A 15,321-nucleotide genomic window follows, 5' to 3' on the forward strand; every position below is an offset into this window, starting at 1 on the left:
CAATTTACCGCACTTTTTTTATTGTTCACCCATTGGAATCGGTTCGTATGCAAAAAATTACTAAAATTTTTATATTTTCTCTACTTTTCGGCACATTTTTTCAAACAGCACAAGCGGAAACCAAATATGTGACGGAAAATTTATCTACCTTTTTGCGTAAAGGTGCGGGAGAACAATTCAAAATCGCCGGTTCGATTCAATCGGGTGAAGCTGTTACCGTGTTGGATCGCAAAGATAAATATACCTTAGTGCGCGACAGTAAAAATCGCGAAGCGTGGATTTTAACCAGCGAACTGACTTCAACGCCGAGCAGTAAAGAAGAAAATCCGAAACTCAAAGCACAAATTCAAGAATTAACCTTAAAACTCAATCGCTTAGACAGTGATTGGCAACAACGCACGGCGGAAATTCAACGCCGTGGCAAACAAGCGGAAGAACAAAGCAGCAAATTGTTAGAGCAAAATTCGCAACTGAATCGTGAATTGGAAATCACCAAAAATAAAAATCGCGACTTAGAAGCAATGTTAGATGCCGGTAAACGCGAAATCGCCATTCAATGGTTTATCTACGGCGGCGCGGTGTTGGGCGTGGGATTATTATTCGGTTTATTGATTCCGTTTATCATCCCGAAACGCCGTCGCAATAACGGCTGGTCTTAATTTTTTTAGGGCAACGGGAATGCAAATTTATCTGGTCGGCGGTGCGGTGCGCGACAAACTGCTCGGTTTGGCGGTAAAAGATCGCGATTGGTTGGTGGTCGGCGCCACGCCGCAAGAATTGCTTGCGCAAGGCTATCAACAAGTGGGCAAAGATTTTCCGGTTTTTCTACATCCCGACAGTAAAGAAGAATACGCCCTCGCCCGCACCGAACGCAAAAACGGCGCCGGTTATACCGGATTTATTTGCGATTTTTCCCCGCATATTAGCTTAGAAGAAGATCTATTACGCCGTGATTTAACAATTAACGCTATCGCACAAGACGCTCAAGGCGAATTACACGATCCTTATCACGGCATTTCCGATCTCAATCAACGCATTTTGCGTCACGTTTCTCCCGCTTTCGCCGAAGATCCCTTGCGCGTATTACGCGTCGCACGTTTTGCTGCGCGTTATCACCATTTAGGTTTTCGCATCGCCGAAGAAACCTTTGCGTTGATGAAACAAATCACCCGAAGCGGCGAACTACGCCACCTCACGCCGGAACGCGTATGGCAAGAAACGGAAAAAGCGTTAAACGAACGCCATCCCGAAATCTATTTTGAAACCTTGCGGCAAATCGGTGCATTAGCCGTATTATTCCCCGAAATCGACGCTCTTTACGGCGTGCCGAATCCGGTGACATATCATCCGGAAGTGGATAGTTTCGTACATTCGATGTTAGTTTTGCAACAAGCGGTGCGTTTAACCGAGGCGGAAGATTGCCACAAAAGTGCGGTGCGTTTTGCCGCAGTTTGTCACGATTTAGGCAAAGCCTTAACGCCGAAAGATATTCTGCCGCACCATTACGGTCACGAAAAAGCAGGTGTCGAACCGGTTCGCCGCTTAAGTCGTCGCCTGACCGTGCCGAGTTATATCAAAGAACTTGCCGAATTGACTTGCGAATATCACAGCCATATTCACAAAGCTTTTGCTTTGCGCCCTGATACGATCGTCGAATTATTCAATAAATTGGATATTTGGCGCAAACCGCAGCGCACGCGCGAATTAATGTTAGTTTGTCTCGCCGATACGCGCGGACGCACCGGTTTCGAACAAGCCGCCTATCCGCAGCCGGATTTTCTTTGGGCGCTTTATCAAGCGGCGTTAGCCGTCAATGTGAAAGATATTATTGCCGAAGGATTTGAAAAACAGGCGATTCGCACCGAATTAAATCGTCGGCGAATCAATGTGATAAAAGCAAAACGCGCGGAAATTCTACCGCACTTTACGGAAAATACGACAAACTGACGAGGCTTTACTAAGCCGGGTGAAAAACGTAAAATAAGCACACTTTTTTTGATACTCTTTTTTTATGAAAAACTTAACATTTCTTTTCGTATCGCTCGCGGCGTTATTGCTCGCCGGCTGTCAAAGCTTAGACATTAGCGACGAACGTCCGAATAACGTTCAATACATCGAGAAAACCGATGCCGCGTGGCAAACGCATTTACAAAAAATCAAAGCGATCAAAGCTTATTCCGCCTCCGGACAGTTGGGCTATATTAGCGCCAAAGAACGTTTTTCCAGCCGTTTCGATTGGCAATATAACAATCCGCGCGCCTATACGTTATTTCTTTCCTCAACGATTAGCAGCTCTACATTAAAATTTCAAATGCACGCAAACGGAATGACAATTTCCGATAACAAAGGCAATCAACGTTCCGAAGCCGATGCCAAAATGTTGCTACGCGAAATCGTCGGAATGGACATTCCGCTTGAACAATTCGCGACTTGGTTGAAAGGCGAACCGAACGAGCGTGCAGATTACAAAGTCGGCGCCAATCATTTGCTCGCCGGTTTCGGTTATCCCATTGACGGAACGCTTTGGACGGCGGATTATTTAAATTATCATACGGATCAAAGCGTTGCCTTGCCGAAAGACATTTTATTAAAAAATGCCGAACAAACTTTAAAAATTCGTGTGGATAGCTGGAAATATTAATGAAACCTTATCGATTTTCCACCGCACTTTTGCCGAAAAAACAAGGCGATATGTTGTTTTTTCCTTGTCCGGCGAAACTGAATTTGTTCCTTTATATCAATGCCAAGCGTGCCGACGGCTATCACGAGCTGCAAACCTTATTTCAATTTTTAGATTTCGGTGATTGGCTGGGAATCGCGTTGCGCGACGATCAAAAAATTACGCTAAAACCTGATATTCCCGATTTAAAAACCGAAGATAACTTAATTTATCGCGCCGCCCGCCTGCTACAAGAAAAAACCGGTACGACGCTCGGTGCAGATCTAGTTTTGGATAAAATTTTGCCGATGGGCGGCGGTGTCGGTGGTGGTTCTTCCGACGCGGCAACCACGCTGGTAGCGTTAAATCATTTATGGCAAACCGGTTTATCTTTAAACGAACTTGCCGAATTAGGCTTAACATTGGGCGCTGATGTGCCGATTTTCGTTCACGGCAAAGCGGCGTTTGCCGAAGGCGTCGGCGAAAAACTCACTTTTTGTTCGCCGCCGGAAAAATGGTACGCGGTCATCAAACCGAACGTTTCTATTTCCACCGCCGTCGTTTTTAAAGATCCCAATTTACCGCGCGATACGCCGAAGCGTCCGTTGGCGCAGTTATTGAATGAGAAATATACCAATGATTGCGAAAAAGTTGTCCGAAATCATTATTCAGAGGTTGAAGAAACACTTCTGCGATTGTTAAAATATGCACCGGCAAGATTAACGGGAACTGGAGCTTGCGTGTTTGCGGAATGTAACGACGAACAATCCGCGCAAGCCGTACTTCGCGCTAAACCTGAAAAATTCTTTGGTTTTGTGGCAAAAGGACTGAATTATTCTCCGCTACATCAAATGTTAGAGAAATTGCCCTAATGAAACCAATCGATAGTTTTAATACAAACTTTCTTACCATCTAAAATCCTGAGGTTAAATTTACAATGCCCGACATTAAACTTTTCGCTGGTAATGCAACGCCAGAGCTAGCAAAACGAATTTCCGAACGTTTATATATTTCATTAGGCGATGCGACCGTCGGTCGTTTCAGCGACGGTGAGATTCAAGTTCAGATCAACGAAAACGTCCGCGGAAGCGATGTCTTTATCATCCAATCGACTTGCGCCCCGACAAATGACAACCTAATGGAATTAATTGTGATGGTTGACGCGTTACGTCGCGCTTCCGCGGGTCGTATTACCGCCGTGATTCCTTATTTCGGCTATGCTCGCCAAGATCGCCGCGTGCGTTCCGCGCGTGTGCCGATTACTGCGAAAGTGGTGGCGGATTTCCTATCCAGCGTCGGTGTGGATCGCGTGTTAACTTGCGATTTGCACGCAGAACAAATTCAAGGTTTCTTCGATGTGCCGGTGGATAACGTCTTCGGTTCGCCGGTATTGATTCACGATATTTTGAAGAAAACCGATTTAGATAAACCGATGGTGGTTTCACCGGATATCGGCGGTGTGGTGCGTGCCCGTGCGGTTGCGAAATTATTGAACGATACCGATATGGCAATTATCGATAAACGTCGTCCGAAAGCCAATGTGGCGCAAGTAATGCACATTATCGGTGATGTCGCGGGTCGCGATTGTATTTTGGTTGACGATATGATCGACACCGGCGGTACGTTATGCAAAGCGGCGGAAGCCTTGAAAGAACGCGGCGCGAAACGCGTTTTCGCTTATGCGACGCACGCGGTGTTCTCCGGTGCGGCGGCGAAAAATATCGCCAGCGATGCGTTAGACGAAATCGTTGTTACCGACACGATCCCGCTTACGCCGGAAATCAAAGCCTTAGGCAAAGTACGCGTATTGACCCTTTCCGGTATGCTTGCGGAAGCGATTCGTCGCATCAGTAACGAAGAATCCATTTCTGCAATGTTCAACTAATCATATCTTGATAAAAAGCGACCTTCGGGTCGCTTTAGTTTATATCCCCCTCATCCGCCCTACGGGCACCTTCTCCCACAAGGAGAGAAGGAAAAATGATACAACCTGATATATAGTTTACATCGTAACCCAAAGGCATCGTTTACACTCATTTGTAAACTCTCACCAAAAAAAACACCGCACTTTGTAAAAAGAAACGAATCAATCGGATCAAAAAAAGAATATTGTGACATCAAAGGCATATTTTAATTGTGCCTATTTACAGCATAAAACCATTTATGTTATAGATTAACTTATCTCATTTTTATATTTTTAATATATTTTTTCAATTTTTTTAAAACACAACAATCCATAATGAAAAAACAAGGAGTGATGACTTATGGCGAAGTATTTTCTCACGCCGTCAAATAATTACGATACGAAAATAGGGACATTGATTGATAAATTCGTTAATAAAGTCAAAAGTTTCCCTCCGGGAACTTGCCCTTTAGTCGTGCAATATACATCGTTGCGTTCTTCCGTCGGGCAAACCTGCGGAAAATGCGTCCCCTGCCGCGACGGGCTGCCGCAGCTCGCCATTTTAATTAGAAAAGTGCTGGACGGTGAAGCGGATCAATCCGTAATGGATCAAATCCGCGAATTAGCCTTGATGATTCGCGACGGCTCCGACTGCGCGATTGGCTATCAACCGGCATTCGAAGTGTTGGAAAGTATCGAGGAATTTAAAAGCGAATACGACAGCCATATTCGGCATAAGTCTTGTTTAGACAACGTCGGACAAAAAATTCCGTGCATTAATATGTGTCCGGCGCACGTGGATATTCCCGGTTATATCGCCCATATCGGTGACGGCAATTACGCCGACGCTATCCAATTAATTCGTAAAGATAATCCATTGCCGACCGCGTGCGGGCTGATTTGCGAACATCCTTGCGAGGAACGCTGTCGCCGTCGTTTAATTGATGACGCCATTAATATCCGTGCATTGAAAAAATACGCCGTCGATCAAGTGGCGGCGGATACGGTCGCCGTGCCGAAACCTTTACCGGATACGGGGAAAAAAGTGGCGGTGATCGGCGGCGGGCCAGCCGGATTAAGTTGCGCCTACTTCTTAGCCCAAATGGGACACCGCGTCACCCTTTACGAACGTCAACAAGCCTTAGGCGGAATGTTGCGCTACGGCATTCCGAACTATCGTTTTCCAAAAGTGCGGTTGGATCAAGATTTAAATGCGATTCTTTCCGCCGGTAATATTGAAGTGAAATACGGCGTGAACGTCGGCGAAGACATTTCGCCGCAAGAGATTCGCGCGCAACACGATGCAATGTTCGTCGCTATCGGCGCACAAAAAGGCAAAATTTTAAGAGTAGAAGGTGCTGACGCCAATAACGTGTTCTCCGCAGTCAAAATGCTGGACGACATCGGTAACGGAAAAATTCCCGATTATTCGGGCAAAATCGTCGTTGTGGTCGGCGGCGGCAATGTGGCAATGGATGCCGCGCGCTCGGCAGTGCGTTGTAATGCCAAAGACGTGCGTATCGTTTATCGCAGAAGACAAGACGATATGACCGCACTTCACAGCGAAATCGAAGCGGCGATAATGGAAGGTATCGAGTTGATTACCCTCGCCGCGCCGCTTGCTATCGAAAAAAACGAACTGGACGATTGCGTCGGTCTGGTGGTGCAGCCGCAGATGACCGGTCCTTATGATCACGAAGGCAGACCTAGCCCTGTCGCGGCGAAAAAACCGCCGTTTTCTATTGCTTGCGATGTAATTTTAATTGCTGTCGGACAAGATATTATCAGCCTACCTTTCGAACAATTCGGAATGCGCGCCAAACGCGGCATCTTCGCCTCCGATTTAACTACTGCCGTACCCGATATGGACGGTGTGTTTGTCGGCGGTGACTGCGCAACCGGTCCGGCAACGGCAATTAAAGCCATTGCCGCAGGAAAAGTAGCGGCGCACAATATCGACGAATACCTCGGTTATCATCACGAATTTCCTTGTGATACCAAAGCGCCGCCGGCAAAAGATAATTTACGCATTCAAGTCGGACGGGCAAACACCACCGAGCGACCGGCTTATTTACGGAAATGCGATTTCGAACACGTTGAAAATCCATACACTTATGAAGAAGCGATGCAAGAGGCGGAACGTTGTTTACGTTGCGACCATTTCGGCTGCGGCGTATTACAGGGAGGGCGCAATTTATGATTCATTTAACTATTGATGGCGTGAGCGTTCAAGCGGAAGAAGGAATGACCATTCTGGAAGCGGCGAAAGCTGCCAACATTCGGATTCCAACTCTATGCTATTTAAAAGAAGTCAGCAACATCGGATCTTGTCGGGTTTGTGTGGTCGAAGTGGACGAAATGGAAAAACTCACGGCGTCGTGCAACACTCTTGTACGCGACGGAATGAGCGTGCGCACCAAAACAGACAAAGTGGTTCGTTCGCGTCGTATGGCGTTGGATTTGATTCTGTCTCATCATAATTTAGTGTGCTTTTCTTGCCCGTCGAACGGCGTGTGCGAATTACAAGAAGTATGCCACGAATGTGGCATTACGGAATCCAGCTATCAAAGCGTGCGTAGTCCGGGAATTGAAGTGCCGGCGGTGGAAGATAATCCGTTTTTAGGCTATCGTCCGGATTTATGTATCCACTGCCAACGTTGTATTAATACTTGTGCCAACGTTAGCGGTTGCAATGCGATTAAATTAACTTCGCGCGGCATTTTCCGCACCATTGAAACGCCGTTCGGCAAAAATTGGAAACAAACCGAATGCGAATCTTGCGGTAACTGCGCAGAAGCCTGCCCGACCGGTGCGATTTACAAAAAAGAAGCAAAAACCTACCGCAGTTGGGAAATTCAACGCGTGCGCACCACTTGCCCGCATTGCGCCGTGGGTTGCCAATATGATCTTTTAGTGAAAAACAATAAATTAGTCGGTGCGCAAGGCGTTGACGGTCCGTCGAACGGCGGCAGATTATGCGTTAAAGGACGTTTCGGATCCTATAAATTCGTAATGTCGGACGATCGTTTAACCGATCCGTTAATTAAAGATCGCGCCACGGGTAAATTCCGCAAAGCGAGTTGGGATGAAGCCTTAGATTTGGTCGCGTCGAAATTTATGGCACTAAAACGGCAATACGGCGCCGATTCCCTCGCCGGTTTTGCTTGTTCGCGTTCCACCAATGAAGATATTTATATGGTGCAAAAAATGGTGCGCACCTGTTTCGGCACCAATAATACGGATAACTGCGCGCGCGTTTGCCATTCCGCTTCCGTGGAAGGCTTGGCGAAAACGCTCGGTTCCGGCGCAATGACCAATCCGATTTACGATATTACTCACGATGTTGAGGCGATTTTATTAATCGGTTCCAATCCGGAAGAAGCGCATCCCGTGGTCGGGATGCAAATTCGCGAAGCCGTGCGTAAAGGTGCGAAGCTTATTGTAGTGGATCCGCGCGATATCGGATTAACCCGCCAAGCGGACATTCATTTGAAATTACGTCCCGGCACGAATATCGCCTTTGCCAACGGAATGTGCCATATTTTTATCAAAGAAGGTTTAATCGACGAAAAATTTATCGCCGAACGCACGGAAGGTTTTCAGGCGTTGAAGAAAATCGTCAAAGATTACACGCCGGAACGCGTGGCGAAAATCTGCAATATTGATCCCGATGATCTGCGCGCCGCCGCCCGTATTTACGCTACGGCAAAAACCGCGCCGATTATTTATTGCTTGGGCGTTACCGAACATTCCACCGGTACGGAAGGCGTAATGTCGATGTCGAATATGGCGATGATGGTCGGTAAATTAGGGCGCAAAGGTTGCGGCGTAAATCCGTTACGCGGACAAAACAACGTGCAAGGCGCTTGCGATATGGGCGCTAGTCCGACCCAATATCCGGGTTATCAACCGGTGACCAATCCGGAAATTCGGGCGAAATTCGAAAAAGCTTGGGGCGTGCCTTTGCCGTCGGAAGTCGGTTTACACGCTACGGATGTCTTCCCTGCCGCAATTCGCGGCGAGATAAAAGGCTTGTATATTTGCGGCGAAGATCCGGTCGTGACCGATCCTGATACCCATCACGTTATCAAAGCCTTGTCCGCCTTAGATTTTCTTGTGGTGCAAGAATTATTTATGACGGAAACTGCACTGCTTGCCGATGTTGTTTTGCCGGGGCGTTCTTATGCGGAAAAAGACGGCACATTCACCAACACGGAACGCCGCGTGCAACGAGTGCGCAAAGCCGTAACCTTGCCGGGGAACAGCCGTTTGGATACGGATATTTTGTGTGATCTAATGCGCCGAATGGGCTATAACCAACCGAATTTGTCGGCAGCGGAAATTTTCAACGAAATGGCGTCGCTCACACCGTCTTTCTACGGCATTAGTTATGAACGCTTGGAAAACGAACCGACGAAATCCTTGCAATGGCCTTGTACGGATAAATATCATTCCGGTACATCCATTATGCATACGGGTAAATTTACCCGCGGATTAGGTTTGTTCTATCCGACGGTTTATACACCGGCGCAAGAGCTGCCGGATAAAGAGTACCCGCTAATGCTTACCACCGGACGGATTTTGTATCATTACAATACGCGGGCGATGACGGGAAAAACCGAAGGATTAATGGAAATCGCCGGTCATTCCTTTATTGAAATCAATACCAAGGATGCGGAACATTTGGGCATTCGCCAAGGCGAACGGATTACGGTCAGTTCACGCCGCGGATCCATTACTTCCGAAGCGCGCATTTCCGACAAGACCAATCCGGGCGAATGTTGGATGCCGTTCCACTTCCCTGACGGCGATTGCAACTGGCTGACCAACGCAGCTTTAGATCAGTTCGCGCGTATTCCGGAATATAAAGTTTGCGCCTGCCGCATTGAAAAATTACCGGAAGAACAGGCTTATGATAAAAAAGGAAAATACGTCACGCAGAAAATGATCGCCGATCAATGGCATAAGAAAATGAATAAATCGGTGCAAAAAATGATGCGTAGATAGGATTGTTGATTGATAGGCTAAAGTGCGGTCGATTTTGATCTGCACTTCAGGCTATTGATAAACCTATGATGCGAAAGGGGCGTATGCCATACGCCCCTACGAAAAATTAGAAATCCATTGTAAATCAAAACGTTATGATATTTATGTAGGGGCGTATGGCATACGCCCCATAATAAAAAACTTTGTCAACAAACTGAATTCGGTCAAAATCGACCGCACTTTTTATGCTCTACTTATTGACTCACCGCGTTTTGCACTTCATCGACCATTGTATTCATACTTTCCAATCCGCCGAAAGTTAAATACCAATTAGCCGCATTTAAATAAACGATATGATTGGCTTTATAAGCGTCGGTTTGTTGAATAATGGCGTTATCCAGCACGTTTTTCGCATTATCCGCTTTGTCCGTAATGGCGGCGGTGCGATCCACCACCAATAAATAATCCGGATTTTTTTCTAAAATATATTCGAATCCGATGCTCATTCCGTGGGTGGAGGATTTAATATTTTTATCAATCGGCGTGAAACCGAAACCGCTGTAAACGATACCGTAACGCGAACTTTCGCCGAAAGCGCTCATTTTGCTTTCGTTAACCAACGTCATTAATGCGGTTTTGTCTTTCACCAATGCCGCAAGTTTTGTCATTCGTTGATCTAATTGCGCTAATTGCTCTTGGGCAAGGTTTTCTTTCGCAAAGATCTGTCCCATTGCAAGAATATTTTGTTGGAAGCTCGGATAGAAATTATCGTAATCGATTTTGATGAAAAACACCGGTGCGATTTCTTTTAAACGATCCAACACTTTTTCTTGGCGTCCGGTGGCGATGATTAAATCCGGATGTAATTCGTTGATTTTCTCAAATGCCGGTTCCGGCGGCGTGCCCACATTGGCATAAGGTTCGGCGGCAAATTCGCTTAAATATTGCGGTACGCGAATGCTGTTCGGCACACCGACGATTTTCTCTTTCTCGCCTAATGCGCGCAGTGTATCCACCGCGGAGAAATCCAAAACGACGACGCGTTGCGGATTTTGCGGCACCACTTGTTTACCCGCGGCGTTTTCCACGGTAATGTCTGCGGCATTCGCGCTTGCCACGCAAAATCCGCCGATTAATGCAAGACCTAACATTGATAAGGCTTTTTTCATAATAGCTCCTTTTTATTGATTAATGTCTAAAATAGACCGCGATTTTATGTCGATTAATTTCCTGAATCGGAATTTGCATATCATAAATTTGTTCTAGCACCGCACTTTGCATAATGTCGTCCACTTCGCCCTGACAAACCAATTTGCCGTTCTTCATCGCGATAATATAATCCGAATAGCAAGAGGCAAAATTGATGTCGTGAATGACGATCACAACGGTTTTATGCAATTCCGTAGTTAATTTGCGCAGCACTTGCATAATTTGTACCGAATGTTTCATATCCAAATTATTCAGCGGTTCATCTAACAAAATATAATCCGTATCTTGCGCCAACGTCATTGCGATATAAGCGCGCTGGCGCTGTCCGCCACTGAGATTGTCGATATATTGATGACGAAATTCGCCCAAATCCATATAATCGATAGCGTTGTCGATAAAAGTGCGGTCGTTTTCGGTTAAATTTCCTTTGGAATACGGAAAACGTCCGAAGGCAACCAATTCTTCCACGGTTAAACGTAAATTAATGTGATTGGATTGCTTTAAAATGGATAATTGTTTAGCGATATCCGCACTTTTTTGATTATGCAGCGACTGCCCGTTCAAAAACACTTCACCGCCGTCGGCGGACAATAAACGGCTGATTATGGCTAATAACGTGCTTTTGCCCGCGCCGTTCGGTCCGATAAAAGAGGTGATTTTGCCTTGCGGAATCGTCACCGAAACATCATCCACCACTTTTTTACTTCCGTAACTTTTATGAATACGCTTAATTTCTATTGCCATTTTTTATTTGCTCGTAATAACAGATAAATAAAGTACACGCCGCCGACAAAGTTGACGATGATACTTAATGTGGTATTAAAGGTGAACACTTGGGACACTAATAATTGCCCGAAAACCAAGGTGATCACCGAAATCAACATCGCCGCCGGAATTAACACGAAATGGCGATAGGTGCGGATAAATTCAAAGGTTAAATTCATCACCAGCAAACCTAAAAAGGTCAACGGCCCCACAAGTGCGGTCGAGACTGAGATTAAAATTGCGACGATAATCAATAATTGCTTAGTCAGGCGAGGATAATCCAAGCCTAAATTAATCGCTTGATCGCGCCCTAATGCCATTACGTCGAAATAGCGCCAATAGCGCATTGAATAGGCAATCACGCCGACTAAGATCGCCAACGCCACCCATAAAATTTTGACATTAATGCGGTTAAAACTGGCGAACCCGATGTCTTGCGTGATTTGAAATTCGTTCGGATCGATCAAAACTTCCATAAAGGTGGTTAAACTTTGGAAAAAAGTGCCGAAAACAATGCCGACCAACAATAAAAAGAAAATGTTTTGCTGTTCTCGTTTAAACAGAAAATGATATAAACCCAAGGAGAAAAGGATCATTGCCGCCGTGCAAATGACAAACAGCAAAATCGGATCCATTGAGGTCAAGGATCCGGAGCCAAATAAAAACACAATGGCGGTTTGAATTAATAAATAAAGGCTGTCTAGCCCTAAAATGCTCGGCGTTAAAATACGATTGTTTACAATGGTTTGAAAAATCATCGTTGCCAAGGCAATGGAAATGCCGGTGACAACAATGGCGCACAGAGCCAAAATGCGGCTGTTTAGCGCGTATTCCCAACGATTGGGTAAATTATAGGTTAAATATAACACCGCCGAGAGTATCGCTAAGACGAATAAGATCACCAGCTGACGAGAAAAAGTCGTATTCTTACGCATTTTGATACCGTTTTAATAATAAATACAAGAAAATGGCACTGCCGAATACGCCGACAACCGCATTAATCGAAATTTCATACGGATAAATAATCGAGCGCCCCAAAATGTCGCAGAACAGAACGAATACCGCGCCTAAAAGTGCGGTGTGAGATAATATTTTTTTCAGATTATCGCCCAAATAAAGGGTCACGATATTCGGAATAATCAAGCCTAAAAACGGAATCACGCCGATAGAAACAATGATCACCGAGGAAACGGTTGCGACGATAATCAAGCCTAAATACAGCACTTGTTGATAATTCAAGCCGAGATTGGTGGCGAAATCCTGCCCCATTCCCACAATGGAAAAACGTTGGGCGAATAAATAGGCGATGATCAACATCGGAATACTGAAATACAAAATTTCGTAACGTCCCGCCATTACCAACGAAAAATCCCCTTGCAACCAACCGGACAAATTCTGCAAAAGATCTTGTTGATAGGCGATAAATGCGGTGATCGAGCTAATAATATTGCCGAACATTATGCCGACCAGCGGCACGAAAATAGTATCTTTAAATTTCAGGCGGGATAAGATCGTCATAAATAGCAAAGTGCCGAGAAAAGACACCAAAATCGCAATCGCTGTTTTTAGCAACATTGACGCCGCCGGAAACAGCAGCATAGCAATTAAAATGCCCAAACGGGCGCTATCCATCGTGCCGGCGGTGGTCGGCGAAACAAAACGGTTGCGGCTGAGTTGTTGCATTACCAAGCCGCAAATCCCCAACGCCGAGCCGGCGATTAAAATACTGATTAAACGCGGAATACGGCTGATGATAAAAATATGCCATTGCGCCGGATCCAGATTCAGCAATCCCTGCAAATTCACCGTGCTAACGCCTAAAAACAGCGACACGACGGACAGCAGCACAAGCGCAAGACACAAATAACGACGTTTAATCATAACAAAAGTTACAAATGATAATAATTCCTATAAATAATTCACGCATATTATCACGCTTTGTTTTAAGTTCAAGAAAAAGAATAAAAAAACCGATGCAATTCGTACACTGCATCGGTTTTTGCGGAAATTTCCACCGCACTTATAACTTAAGTTGACGTTCGGCTTCTTTCGCGCGCAACAAGAATTGCTTACGTTCGGCGGTCGCCATTTCGCTGCTGGTGCCCGGTAGTTTCACCGTAAGCGGATTCACCGGTCGCCCGTTAATGTGGAATTCATAATGCAAATGCGCGCCGGTGGAACGTCCGGTATTGCCGGATAAGGCGATACGTTCGCCGCGTTTTACGCTTTGCCCCGCTTTCACCAACGGTTTGCTTAAATGCATATACACCGTTTGATATTCACGCCCGTGACGAATCATAATATAACGTCCCGCGCCGTTGGCTTGATACGCTACTTTTTCCACCGTACCGTCCGCCGGTGCAATGATCGGCGTGCCCACCGGCATCGCGAAATCCACCCCTTTATGCGGTCTTACTTTTCCGGTGACCGGATGGCGACGTGCCGGATTAAACGGCGAGGAAACACGCGCTTGGCGCTGCATCGGATAACGCGCAAATCCTTTGCCTAAGGTTTCGCCTTGGCGGTTGTAATAGCGTCCGTTGCCGGCTTGCACTGCGTAATAACTTTTCCCTTCGGAAATAATATGAATGGCTTCCGCATTCCCTTGTCCGGTCAGTTTGTTATCCAAATATTCGCGCGACACCAACACGGCGAATTTATCGCCTTTTTTCAACTTATTCATACTCACTTGCCATTGAAGTGCGGTGGTTAATTGAATAATTTGTTTACCGTCCAAACCGAGCGCACGCAAGCTGTTGGCAAAGCTGCCGTTAATTTGTCCGCGTAATACTTCTTTTTTCCAAACACTTTTTTTCTCTAAAATTTGGCGTTTGAATTTACCGCTTTCCGTCCGCTCGTAAATACGTTCTTCTTTTTCCGAAACCAGCCAGTTTAAATATTCCAACTCGCCTTCTCGACTCAAAATCCAATAGAATTGCTGTCCGGCTTTTAAGTTTTTCAATTCGGGATAACTTGCGATCAAATCTTTCGCCGTGCCGTCTTCCAAACCGGATTGTTCCAATACGTCTTTTAATTTATCACCGCGCGCCACGGTATAACTGAACTGATCTTTAATTCGAATGGCTTGATCGGCGACATCCAATAAATCGTTTAGCGCGCTTTGTGCATCTTCCGGCAACTGCGACATTTCGTCATCGTCTAAATTCACTTCATCGACTTCATCATCTTGCGCTTGTAGTTCGTCGTCATAGGAAGTGGCATCCTCCTCTTTTCCCGAAAGAGAATGTTCCGCCCGTTCGGCGATTGGTGTCGGAGAATTCGGTTCTTGCGCCATCGTTTCGCTATCGTCCGCATTAGATTTGCCGGATTCTGCGGATACCGTCGTTTCATCCGCCGGCGAGTCGTTTTCATTGGTTGCCACTGTGGCGACATTGCCTTGCGGTGCACCGTCTTTCACATCGGTGAAGGTATCCAATACGTCCGGCGCTTTTTTTCCGGCTTCATTTAAGGATTGATATTGTGCGGCGCTGTCGGCGCTCATCGGCGAGGTATTTTCGGCGGATTCTTTTAAACTCAATAAGATACCGGTTAAAATGGACGCTAACGCCAAAAAGAAAATCAGCGCTTTAATCCGCGATTTTCTTCTACGTCGGTCTCTTGCCAATTTAACGTGTTGCGCCATTTATTGTGTTCTCTTACTGCCTAATACATTCTCTGCATTGTTCTATGACCAACGATAATTCAAAAAATTCCTCAAAAGATCGAAAAAAACCGCCGACCGAATAAATTATAAACATAATTACATTCCGAACTTGTTAAAGCGGAAAAAATAAGCTAT

The 15,321-nt window shown here is 45.8% G+C and carries 12 protein-coding genes; 7 read left to right on the forward strand and 5 right to left on the reverse strand.

From position 1 onward, the window contains the following. Positions 1 to 47: 47 nt before the first annotated feature. From CVP04_RS04130 to fdhF, 7 genes are all read left to right on the forward strand, one after another. Positions 48 to 659 (forward strand): TIGR04211 family SH3 domain-containing protein, encoded by a 612-nt coding sequence (locus tag CVP04_RS04130; RefSeq protein WP_100296256.1) that lies wholly within the window; start codon positions 48 to 50, stop codon positions 657 to 659. Between the two features lie 19 nt (positions 660 to 678). Next, on the forward strand, positions 679 to 1,947 hold the full coding sequence (locus CVP04_RS04135) for a multifunctional CCA addition/repair protein (RefSeq protein ID WP_100296257.1): 1,269 nt from the start codon (positions 679 to 681) through the stop codon (positions 1,945 to 1,947). A gap of 64 nt (positions 1,948 to 2,011) precedes the next feature. Further along, positions 2,012 to 2,641, forward strand: coding sequence for a lipoprotein insertase outer membrane protein LolB (lolB, locus tag CVP04_RS04140; protein WP_100296258.1), 630 nt, complete (start codon positions 2,012 to 2,014; stop codon positions 2,639 to 2,641). Next, the gene (ispE, locus tag CVP04_RS04145) at positions 2,641 to 3,531 is read left to right on the forward strand and encodes a 4-(cytidine 5'-diphospho)-2-C-methyl-D-erythritol kinase (RefSeq protein ID WP_100296259.1); all 891 of its coding nucleotides are present in this window, start codon (positions 2,641 to 2,643) and stop codon (positions 3,529 to 3,531) included. Before lolB ends, ispE begins: the two co-directional genes overlap by 1 nt. Before the next feature lie 65 nt (positions 3,532 to 3,596). After that, complete coding sequence (locus CVP04_RS04150) at positions 3,597 to 4,544, forward strand: ribose-phosphate pyrophosphokinase (protein ID WP_100296260.1); 948 nt, start codon at positions 3,597 to 3,599, stop codon at positions 4,542 to 4,544. A gap of 379 nt (positions 4,545 to 4,923) precedes the next feature. Continuing rightward, positions 4,924 to 6,762, forward strand: a complete 1,839-nt coding sequence (locus CVP04_RS04155) for an NAD(P)-binding protein (protein ID WP_100296261.1) — start codon at positions 4,924 to 4,926, stop codon at positions 6,760 to 6,762. Continuing rightward, positions 6,759 to 9,569: a formate dehydrogenase subunit alpha gene (fdhF, locus tag CVP04_RS04160; protein WP_100296262.1), complete on the forward strand. Its 2,811-nt coding sequence runs from the start codon at positions 6,759 to 6,761 to the stop codon at positions 9,567 to 9,569. The genes CVP04_RS04155 and fdhF overlap by 4 nt, the downstream gene beginning before the upstream one ends. Before the next feature lie 233 nt (positions 9,570 to 9,802). Here fdhF and CVP04_RS04165 read toward each other — a convergent pair whose 3' ends face one another. The 5 genes from CVP04_RS04165 to mepM form a co-directional block, all read right to left on the reverse strand. Continuing rightward, positions 9,803 to 10,717, reverse strand: a complete 915-nt coding sequence (locus CVP04_RS04165) for a siderophore ABC transporter substrate-binding protein (protein ID WP_100296263.1) — start codon at positions 10,715 to 10,717, stop codon at positions 9,803 to 9,805. A gap of 19 nt (positions 10,718 to 10,736) precedes the next feature. Then, positions 10,737 to 11,501 (reverse strand): iron ABC transporter ATP-binding protein, encoded by a 765-nt coding sequence (locus tag CVP04_RS04170; protein ID WP_100296264.1) that lies wholly within the window; start codon positions 11,499 to 11,501, stop codon positions 10,737 to 10,739. Continuing rightward, positions 11,492 to 12,457, reverse strand: coding sequence for an iron chelate uptake ABC transporter family permease subunit (locus tag CVP04_RS04175; protein ID WP_100296265.1), 966 nt, complete (start codon positions 12,455 to 12,457; stop codon positions 11,492 to 11,494). Before CVP04_RS04175 ends, CVP04_RS04170 begins: the two co-directional genes overlap by 10 nt. Continuing rightward, positions 12,450 to 13,403: an ABC transporter permease gene (locus CVP04_RS04180; protein ID WP_100296266.1), complete on the reverse strand. Its 954-nt coding sequence runs from the start codon at positions 13,401 to 13,403 to the stop codon at positions 12,450 to 12,452. The genes CVP04_RS04175 and CVP04_RS04180 overlap by 8 nt, the downstream gene beginning before the upstream one ends. A gap of 139 nt (positions 13,404 to 13,542) precedes the next feature. After that, positions 13,543 to 15,165, reverse strand: coding sequence for a murein DD-endopeptidase MepM (gene mepM / locus CVP04_RS04185; RefSeq protein ID WP_100296267.1), 1,623 nt, complete (start codon positions 15,163 to 15,165; stop codon positions 13,543 to 13,545). Positions 15,166 to 15,321: the final 156 nt, after the last annotated feature.

The organism is Caviibacterium pharyngocola, assembly GCF_002795405.1.
Classification (GTDB): domain Bacteria; phylum Pseudomonadota; class Gammaproteobacteria; order Enterobacterales; family Pasteurellaceae; genus Caviibacterium; species Caviibacterium pharyngocola.

What these genes read in the sequence shown, in the direction of transcription:
- fdhF (WP_100296262.1), top strand. Translation starts at nt 6,759, where the DNA reads ATGATTCATTTAACTATTGATGGCGTGAGCGTTCAAGCGGAAGAAGGA.
- CVP04_RS04135 (WP_100296257.1), top strand. Translation starts at nt 679, where the DNA reads ATGCAAATTTATCTGGTCGGCGGTGCGGTGCGCGACAAACTGCTCGGT.
- mepM (WP_100296267.1), bottom strand. Translation starts at nt 15,165, where the DNA reads ATGGCGCAACACGTTAAATTGGCAAGAGACCGACGTAGAAGAAAATCG.
- CVP04_RS04165 (WP_100296263.1), bottom strand. Translation starts at nt 10,717, where the DNA reads ATGAAAAAAGCCTTATCAATGTTAGGTCTTGCATTAATCGGCGGATTT.
- CVP04_RS04180 (WP_100296266.1), bottom strand. Translation starts at nt 13,403, where the DNA reads ATGATTAAACGTCGTTATTTGTGTCTTGCGCTTGTGCTGCTGTCCGTC.
- CVP04_RS04130 (WP_100296256.1), top strand. Translation starts at nt 48, where the DNA reads ATGCAAAAAATTACTAAAATTTTTATATTTTCTCTACTTTTCGGCACA.
- ispE (WP_100296259.1), top strand. Translation starts at nt 2,641, where the DNA reads ATGAAACCTTATCGATTTTCCACCGCACTTTTGCCGAAAAAACAAGGC.
- CVP04_RS04150 (WP_100296260.1), top strand. Translation starts at nt 3,597, where the DNA reads ATGCCCGACATTAAACTTTTCGCTGGTAATGCAACGCCAGAGCTAGCA.
- CVP04_RS04155 (WP_100296261.1), top strand. Translation starts at nt 4,924, where the DNA reads ATGGCGAAGTATTTTCTCACGCCGTCAAATAATTACGATACGAAAATA.
- CVP04_RS04175 (WP_100296265.1), bottom strand. Translation starts at nt 12,457, where the DNA reads ATGCGTAAGAATACGACTTTTTCTCGTCAGCTGGTGATCTTATTCGTC.
- CVP04_RS04170 (WP_100296264.1), bottom strand. Translation starts at nt 11,501, where the DNA reads ATGGCAATAGAAATTAAGCGTATTCATAAAAGTTACGGAAGTAAAAAA.
- lolB (WP_100296258.1), top strand. Translation starts at nt 2,012, where the DNA reads ATGAAAAACTTAACATTTCTTTTCGTATCGCTCGCGGCGTTATTGCTC.